This window comes from Nocardiopsis halotolerans DSM 44410 (assembly GCF_000341065.1).
Classification (GTDB): domain Bacteria; phylum Actinomycetota; class Actinomycetes; order Streptosporangiales; family Streptosporangiaceae; genus Nocardiopsis; species Nocardiopsis halotolerans.
In genome coordinates this window covers 1-7564 of the sequence record NZ_ANAX01000201.1, presented here as the reverse complement: position 1 = coordinate 7564, position 7564 = coordinate 1, and the positions used below count along the sequence as shown (strand labels likewise).

At 73.8% G+C, this 7564-nt stretch carries 5 protein-coding genes and 1 pseudogene; 2 read left to right on the top strand and 4 right to left on the bottom strand.

Going from position 1 to position 7564, the window contains the following annotated elements; genetic code table 11:
* Nucleotides 1-162: 162 nt before the first annotated feature.
* The 3 genes and pseudogenes from D455_RS30580 to D455_RS0115170 form a co-directional block, all read right to left on the bottom strand.
* Nucleotides 163-895, bottom strand: a pseudogene (locus D455_RS30580) (SCO1664 family protein).
* 51 nt (nucleotides 896-946) lie between these two features.
* Nucleotides 947-1528: a DUF3090 domain-containing protein gene (locus D455_RS0115175; RefSeq protein ID WP_017571565.1), complete on the bottom strand. Its 582-nt coding sequence runs from the start codon at nucleotides 1526-1528 to the stop codon at nucleotides 947-949.
* Nucleotides 1529-1848: 320 nt separating this feature from the next.
* Nucleotides 1849-2679 carry a histidine phosphatase family protein gene (locus D455_RS0115170; RefSeq protein ID WP_026122652.1) on the bottom strand — a complete coding sequence of 277 codons (831 nt, stop codon included), beginning with the start codon at nucleotides 2677-2679 and terminating at the stop codon, nucleotides 1849-1851.
* A gap of 506 nt (nucleotides 2680-3185) precedes the next feature.
* Here D455_RS0115170 and D455_RS0115165 point away from each other — a divergent pair.
* Complete coding sequence (locus D455_RS0115165) at nucleotides 3186-4139, top strand: aldo/keto reductase (RefSeq protein ID WP_193789438.1); 954 nt, start codon at nucleotides 3186-3188, stop codon at nucleotides 4137-4139.
* Between the two features lie 180 nt (nucleotides 4140-4319).
* Here the strand turns inward: D455_RS0115165 and D455_RS0115160 are convergent, their stop codons facing one another.
* Nucleotides 4320-6596, bottom strand: coding sequence for an LLM class flavin-dependent oxidoreductase (locus tag D455_RS0115160; RefSeq protein WP_017571562.1), 2277 nt, complete (start codon nucleotides 6594-6596; stop codon nucleotides 4320-4322).
* 38 nt (nucleotides 6597-6634) lie between these two features.
* On the opposite strand from D455_RS0115160, the gene D455_RS32965 reads away from it, so the two are divergent.
* Nucleotides 6635-7399, top strand: a complete 765-nt coding sequence (locus D455_RS32965; protein WP_449289311.1) for a MarR family winged helix-turn-helix transcriptional regulator — start codon at nucleotides 6635-6637, stop codon at nucleotides 7397-7399.
* The last annotated feature ends 165 nt before the right edge of the window (nucleotides 7400-7564 follow it).

The following is a 7564-nucleotide window of genomic DNA, read 5'->3' as shown; positions in this document are numbered from 1 at the left end:
CTGCCACGGGCTGCCACGGGCGGCCGTCCGCGCCCGGAACGGGAACCGGACGTCGCCGCTGAGGGTGTCCGGGGGCTCGGGCGGTCGCCCCTGCCCGGGACGGGACCAGATCGGTGGTTCGTGTGAGGGTGGTCCGGGGCGGACCGACGATCGGGGTGGGGATCAGATCGGCGGCCAGGGCACGGAGGGCCAGTCCGGCGACGGGTAGGGGTGGATGCCGTGCTGGATGAGCAGGTCCACCCGGTTGCGCACCGCGTAGGCCTCCGGCTCGGACAGGTGGAGCGCCAACTCCCGGGACAGGACGCTTCCGGGTTCGGCGAGCTGGGAGCGTACCGACGCCAGCGCCANNNGCCCCCTGCCACTGCCACAGCACGGTGCGCAGCTTGTAGTCCTCGGCCAGGGACACACCGTGGTCGCAGCCGTACAGGTGCCCGCCGGGTGTGGGCAGCAGGTGGCCGATCTTGCGGTCGGAGTTGTTGATGACCGCGTCGAACACCGCCATGCGGCGCAGGGCGGCGTTGTCGGTCTCCCGGGAGAGGGCGACCAGGTCGACGGTGGTGTCGCCGTGCACCCACAGTTGGACCATGCCCTCGCCGAACGGGCCGTCGCGGTGGACCGTGGGCGGGACGACCCCCCACCCCAGGGCCTCGGAGACGGCGTAGGCGCTGACCTCGCGTCCGGCCAGGGTGCCCTCGGGAAAGTCCCACAGCGGCCGCTCCCCGGCCACCGGCTTGTACACGCATGCGGCGGAGTGGACGCCGTCGGAGACGGTGCAGTACAGGGTGGCGTTGGAGGCGGTGGTCAGCCGCCCCTCCACGGTGAGCTCCCCGGTGCGGAGCAGGTCGAGTCCGACGGCCGGGCTGAGGCCGTCGAAGGCGTCGGCGGTGTCCCTCATCGCTGGCCCCCGGGTCCGCGTTCCCGAAGGCCCGCCGGTGGTGTCCTNGCCTCAGACGAGGCTGTCCGGGCGGTAGCCGTTCTGGCGTACGCAGACGTGGCCGCTGGGGTCGAGCGGGCGTCCGCACAGCGGGCACTCCGGACGTCCGGCGGCGACCACCTTCAGGGCGCGTCCGGCGAAGGAGCGGGCGGCTCCGGGGGTGAGGTAGACGCGCAGGACGTCTCGGTGGGCGGGCGCCTCCTCGGCGAAGACCTCCAGCTCCTCCTCGTCGTCCTCGACCATGTCCTCACCGGCGGTCTCGTCGATCTCCTGGGCCTCGATGATGACGCGCGCGGCCTCGGCGTCCCAGGCCAGGGCCAGGGTGCCGACCCGGAAGTCCTGCTCGATGGGCTGCTCCAGGGGAGCGTCGTCCTCGGGCTGGACGGTGTCGTCCGGAGGGGAGCCGAAGCGTCGGTGCACCTCTTCCAGCAGTTCCTCGATACGGGTGGCGAGCGCCTCGACCTGCGCCTTCTCCAGCACCACGCTGGTGATGCGCCCCTCGCCCACGGCTTGGAGGAAGAAGGTGCGGTCTCCCGGCTGGCCCACGGTCCCGGCGACGAACCGTTCCGGCGGATTGAACTGAAAGACGGGCATGCAAAGAACCTTACGGGATGCGGGCGTCCCGGCGCCAAACCGTTCGGACGCGCTGGTGAGCCATGGCACGGGCCGCCGTGGGAACGGGGTGGCCGGTCCGACCGGGGCGGGACGCGGGTTCCGGAGCGCGGATTCGGTGGCCCTCGCGGGTACGGGCCAGGCGCCGCGGAATGCGGTTCCGGAAGTTCCGGGGTGGTTCCGGAGTGGTTCCGGGTCTCCGGGGGTGGTTCTGGCATCCCGGACCTCGGCTCTCCGGGGAGAGGTTCCGGGGTCCCGGGCCCGCACGGCGCCTCGGACGGCGGACCCGGGACACGGAACGCTCAGGAAACCTCGGCGGTGGACTCCTGTGCACCGGCTCCGCCACCGACGACGGCGTCGCCGCTGGCCTCGGCCGGGGTGGGCAGGCTGGCGGCCAGGCTCTCCCCGGTGTCGTTGAGCTTGTTGAGGAAGGGACGGGTGCGCGTGTAGGTGATCGAGGTGACCGAACAGGGGTCCACGCGCACGCGCTGGAAGAGGTCCAGGTGGATGCCGAGGGCATCGGCGACGATCGACTTGATGATGTCCCCGTGGCTGCACACCACGTACACGGGTGGGACGGGGGGCGCGGCGGAGGACGGAGCGGCGGCCGGGTCGGTGACCGCGGTGGCGTCCGGGGGCGTGGCGTCGGCGAAGGAGTCCCGCGGCGACGTGAGCAGGCGGTTGTTCCAGTCGCGGACGGCCTCGACGGCGCGCGCGGAGGCGGCGGCGAGCGCCTCCCCGCCGGGGAAGCGTACGGCGCTGGGGTGGTCCTGCACGACGCGCCAGAGGGGTTCGTCGGACAGTTCGGCGATACCGCGCCCGGTCCAGGAACCGTAGTCGCACTCGACGAAACGCTCGTCGGTGGTGACGGGAACGCCGAGCTGGGCGGCGACGGCCTCGGCGGTCTCCTGGCAGCGTTCGAGCGGACTGGAGACCAGGGCGGCCGGGCGGAGTCCGGTGAGCCGACCCGCCAGTCGGGCGGCCTGGGTGTGGCCGGTGTCGTTGAGGTGGACGCCCTCGGCGCGCCCGGCCAGGCGTGGCCCGGTGACGTCGGTCATCCCGTGTCGGATGAGGATGAGGGTGACCGTTTCGGGAGGGGGCTGGGTGTCCTGGGTTCCTGCTGGTGTGGCCATGGGCACAAGGTTAGGCCCGTACCGGGTGGGAGGGCAGGAGCCCGGGCGGTCGCGGATGGAGGAGGTTGTCCACAGCCGGGAGGAGGGGCTGGAGGGATTCGGGTGGGAGGTGCGAGGGTGGATTCGGGGGACCATGGGCCCCGAAGGACGCCAACGGCGCCCCCGGATCCACGGTAATCCGGCGGTGGTTCCTCCCACCAGCCCGTTCGTGAGCCTGTGGACGACTCCGGCCCCGGGCGGTCGATCCCCGTCACCTGCCGGACCATTCCACGTCGTGTGGCGATCTCCGCCTGCGGGGCGGCCGCTTCCGTGCCGCGGGTCCCACACCACCGGCCCCGCGTCACTGGTCCCGGGCCACCGGCTCCGGGCCACCAGGTTGGGCTCCGGCCCCCGGGGGCCGATCCGGCCGCTGCCGCGGCGAACGCCCCAGTCATGGCCGCGTCGGAGAGGACGCGGCGAGGGCGTACGCGGGGACGGCGTCGGACGGACACGGTACTCTCCGCCGCATGGAACAGCGACAGGTGGGCAGATCAGGACTCTGGGTGTCTCGTACCGCTCTCGGCACGATGACCTGGGGCAAGGACACCTCCGAGGAGGAGGCCGGGCAGCAGCTCACCGCGTTCGTCGACGCGGGCGGCACGCTCGTGGACACCGCGGACATCTACACGGGCGGCCAGAGCGAGCGGATCCTGGGGCGTCTGCTGCGCGCCTCGGTGCGCCGCGAGGACGTGGTGGTGGCCACCAAGACCGGCCACACCCCCGAGGGCTACCGGCCGGTGGACGCCTCCCGTCGGCACCTGTTGGCCTCCCTGGACGCCTCGCTGCGGCGCCTGCAGACCGACTACGTGGACCTGTGGCAGTTGCACGTGTTCGATCCGGCCACCCCGGCCGAGGAGTCGCTGGCCGCGATGGAGGCGGCCGTGGCCGCGGGCAAGGCCCGTTACGTGGGCGCGGGGAACCTGGAGGCGTGGCAGTTCGCGGCCCTGGCCACCTGGCAACGCGCACGGCCCGGGCGCGTGCCGCTGGTGAGCGTGGGGAGCGAGTACTCGCTGCTCAACCGGAGCGCCGACCACGGGCTGCGGCCCGCCGCGTCCGCGGTCGAGGCCCACCTGATCGCGTGGTCGCCGCTGGGCCGCGGGGTGCTCAGCGCCAAGTACCGCAACGGGACGCCGCCGGACTCGCGGGGGGCGTTCCCCCACATGGCGCCGTACGTGGAGCCCTACCTGGACGACCGCAGCCGCCGGGTGGTGGAGTCGGTGTGCACGGCGGCCGAGGGGCTGGGCGTGTCGCCGTTGGCGGTGGCGCTGAGTTGGGCGCGCGACCAGCAGGGCGTGGCGGCGGCGGTGGTCGGGCCGCGCACCCTTCCGCAGCTGGAGGAGATCCTGGGCGTGGAGGGCGTGGAGCTGCCGCCCAAGATCCGCGACGCCCTCGACGACGCCACGGCCCGCCACGAGCGCTGACACCGAGGCCCCCTTCCTTTCCTCCTCCTTCCTCCTTCCCTCCCCCGAGGACGGGCGCGCGGCTGGAACGCCGGACGAGGGTTCTCCCCCGGTCGGGACGTCCCACCGGTCAGCGTGTCCCACCGGTCGGCACGGCGTCGGAGCGTCCGCACGCGCGTACCTCCGCCGGTTCCGGTGCCCTCAGCCCCGGGCGGCGGGCGGGATCGGGAAGTTCGTGTCGAACACGTTCCGCGGGTCGTACTCGGCCTTGAGGGCGCGCAGCCTGCCGAGGGTGGGCTCGGGGAAGGCCTGGCCCAGGACCTCGGGGCCGGTGCGGGTGTCGAAGCTCAGGTACATCCCGTCCAGGTGCTTCCCCAGGTCCGCCCAGCGCCCGTCCAGCCGCGCGGCGCCGCGGGTCGCCGTCATGGCCACCAGTGAGAAGTTCTGCGACCGGTGGGCGTAGGCGGTGGCGTCGACCGGAACGTCGTTGACCGCTCCGCCGACCTGACGCAGCTGCATGAACATGACGTCGCCGGAGCCGAGCAGCTCACCCAACCCCTCGGCCGCGTCCGGGGTGATGTGGCGCAGCAGGCCCGAGCGCGCCACGGGCAGCCCGTGGCCCTGGTGCGGTCCGTCGTCGCGGACCAGGATCGCGGGGTAGGGCGCGAGCTGGGCCCGCTGGTCCAGGACCGGACCGACGGTGAGGAAGGGTTCCAGGGCGCGGACGGCCGAGTCGGTGTCGTCACCCGCGTGGACAACCATGGCCTGGGCCGCGGGACCGCGTCCGCCGCGCGCCGGGCCCATGGTGAGGAAGGCGGTCACCTCACGCGGCGCGGCCTCGGCGATCTCGCCCCAGGCGCGCAGGAAGGCGCCGGTGTCGGTGGCGTCGTAGACGAACTGGCCGAGGACGACGTCGCGGACGGGGGCGGCCGTGGCCTCGACGGCGGTGAGCACGCCGAAGTTGGCGCCCGCGCCGCGCATGGCCCAGAACAGGTCGGGGTGGTGGTCGGCGTCGGCGCGCAGGAGCGTTCCGTCGGCGGTGACGACCTCGACGGCGGTGACGTTGTCGATGGTCAGACCGTGGGCGCGGCCCATGTAGCCCACGCCGCCGGTGGTGGCCAGCCCGCCCACGCCGACGCCCCCGTGGTCACCCGAGCTGAGCGCCAGGCCGTACGGGGCGAGGGTGTCGGCGACCTCCCCCCAGCGGGCGCCGGCGCCGAGCCGGACCAGCCCGGTACCGGGGTCGAGGACCTCGGTCCGGTTCATCCGTCCCAGGTCGACGACGACACCGCCGTCGCCGGTGGAGCGGCCGCTGATGCCGTGGCCGCCGCTGCGCACGTGGAGGGAGGCCTCCTGGGCGTATGCGTAGTCGAGTGCCTCGGCGACCTGCTCGGCGCTCTCCGGGCGCAGGACCAGGCCCGGGGAGCCGTGGCGCATGTAGCCGTGGCGGAAGCGGGGGTAGGCGCGGTCGCCGGGTTCGACGGCGTGGTCGCGCAGGTCCGCGGGGACGGCGTCGTAGTCGATGCCAGGGCGGCGCGCGGCCAGGGAGGCGGCGGCCCGCGCGGGTCCGGTGGCGGTGCCCGCGTCGGCGCGTTCGCGGTCGACGGCCTCGCGCAGGGCGGGGGCGACCTCGGCGCCGAAGGTCTGGATGGTGCGGGGGTCGTCGGCGGCCACGATGAAGGTGGAGAAGCCGTGTTCGAGGACCAGGGGCAGGAGGTCGTCGACCCACTGCTCGGGCGGGCCCTGGAGGAAACCCCTGCCGGTGGGGAGGAAGGCGTTCTGGCCCAGGTTGAGCATCCGGCGGACCTGGCGTGGGTCGCGCCCGGCGGCCAGCGCGGCCTCGTCGATGGTGCGGTTGGCTCCGGCCATCTCCTCGGGCTTGAGGTAGCCGAGGCTGGGCAGCCAGCCGTCCGCCTTGGTGCCGACCAGGCGGAGCATGCGGGGTTTGTAGGCGCCCAGGCTGATGCCGATGTCGTGAGCGGGTGCGGGGCCGCGCTTCATGCCGCGCACGCTGTGGTGTTCTCCGTCGACGCGGACGCCGCCGCGGGTGTCGGTGTCCCAGACGGCGCGGATGATGTCGAGGCCCTCGCTGAGCGCGTCGACGGCCTGGCGCGGGGTGAGGCGCCGGGCGCCCATGGCCTCGATGCCGTCCCAGAAGGCCCCGGCGCCCAGGGCGAGTTCGAGGCGGCCGCTGGAGAGCAGGTCCAGTGTGGCCGCGGAGCGGGCGAGCATCGCTGGCGGGCGCAGGGGCAGGTTGAGCACGTTGGCCGACACCCGTAGGCGGGTGGTGCGTGCGGCGACCCAGCTGAGCAGGGTCCAGGTGTCCAGGAAGCCTGGATTGTAGGGGTGGTCCTGGTAGGTGGCCAGGTCCAGTCCGGCCGCCTCGGTGAGTTCGGCGAGCGTGACGGCCCGGTCGGGGTCCTGCGCCGTGGGTGTGACGAAGGTGCCGAACTGGAGTGGGTGTCCGTAGTCGGGCATGAGGGGCTCCTCGGGGCCGAAACTAGTTTGCCGTGCCAATGATGTTCCTAGCAACATATCTTGTGAACCACCTATTCCTGGTAGCCTCGGGGCATGGCACCCACCACTCCGGAACCCGCGCGCCCCTCGGCCCCGGAGCCGGACGCGGCTTCGGCCGGGGACCCGGACGAGGGCACGAACGCCGCCTCGACCGGGGGATCGGCCGCCACCGGGGCCCCGGACACGAACCTGGGGTGGTCGCTGGCCGTGGTCCTGCGCCGGTGGCACGAGCGGGTGGAGGCGGANCCGACATCCCGCACGGCAGCCGCGGCTACCACGTGCTCGGCGCCGTCTCACTGGACGAACCCCCCACCCAGGCGGCCCTGGCCGAGCGGCTGCTGATCGACCGCAGTGTGATGACCTACCTGCTCGACGACCTGGAGGAGGCCGACCTGGTGCGGCGCCGGGTGGACCCCGGCGACCGGCGGGTGCGGCGGGTGTGCGCCACCGAACACGGCCGCGAGGTCCTGGCCGGTGCCCGCGCACGCGTGGAGCGGGTGGAGGGACGGATTCTGGGCGGGCTGGACGCGCCCACGCGTGAGCTGTTCCGTGGCATCGCCCAGCGTGCGGCCGTCGCCATCCAGGAGTCCTCCCCCACCACCGACCCGTGCGCGGCCGTGCGGCAGGTGACCGGTGGGGGAAGTGACGGGAACAGCGTCGGGGGCGAGGGCGCCGCCGGGGGCGCGGAGGGTTCGCGGAAGGCGGGGGCGGGCTCCGGGGGTTCGGGGAGACGGCGGCGGACGGGCCGCGGAACCGGGAGCTGAGCGTCGCCGTCAGTCGATAGGCTCCCAGGGTCCGTGAACCGCATGACGAGGGGGACCGTCCGAGGTGTCCGAGGCTGTCGAACAGGTCAGTGCCGTCCTTGACCGGATGGGCGCGCCGCGCGCCCTGGCGCCCCGGCTGCTGGCCGTGCTGGGACCGGGCGCCGC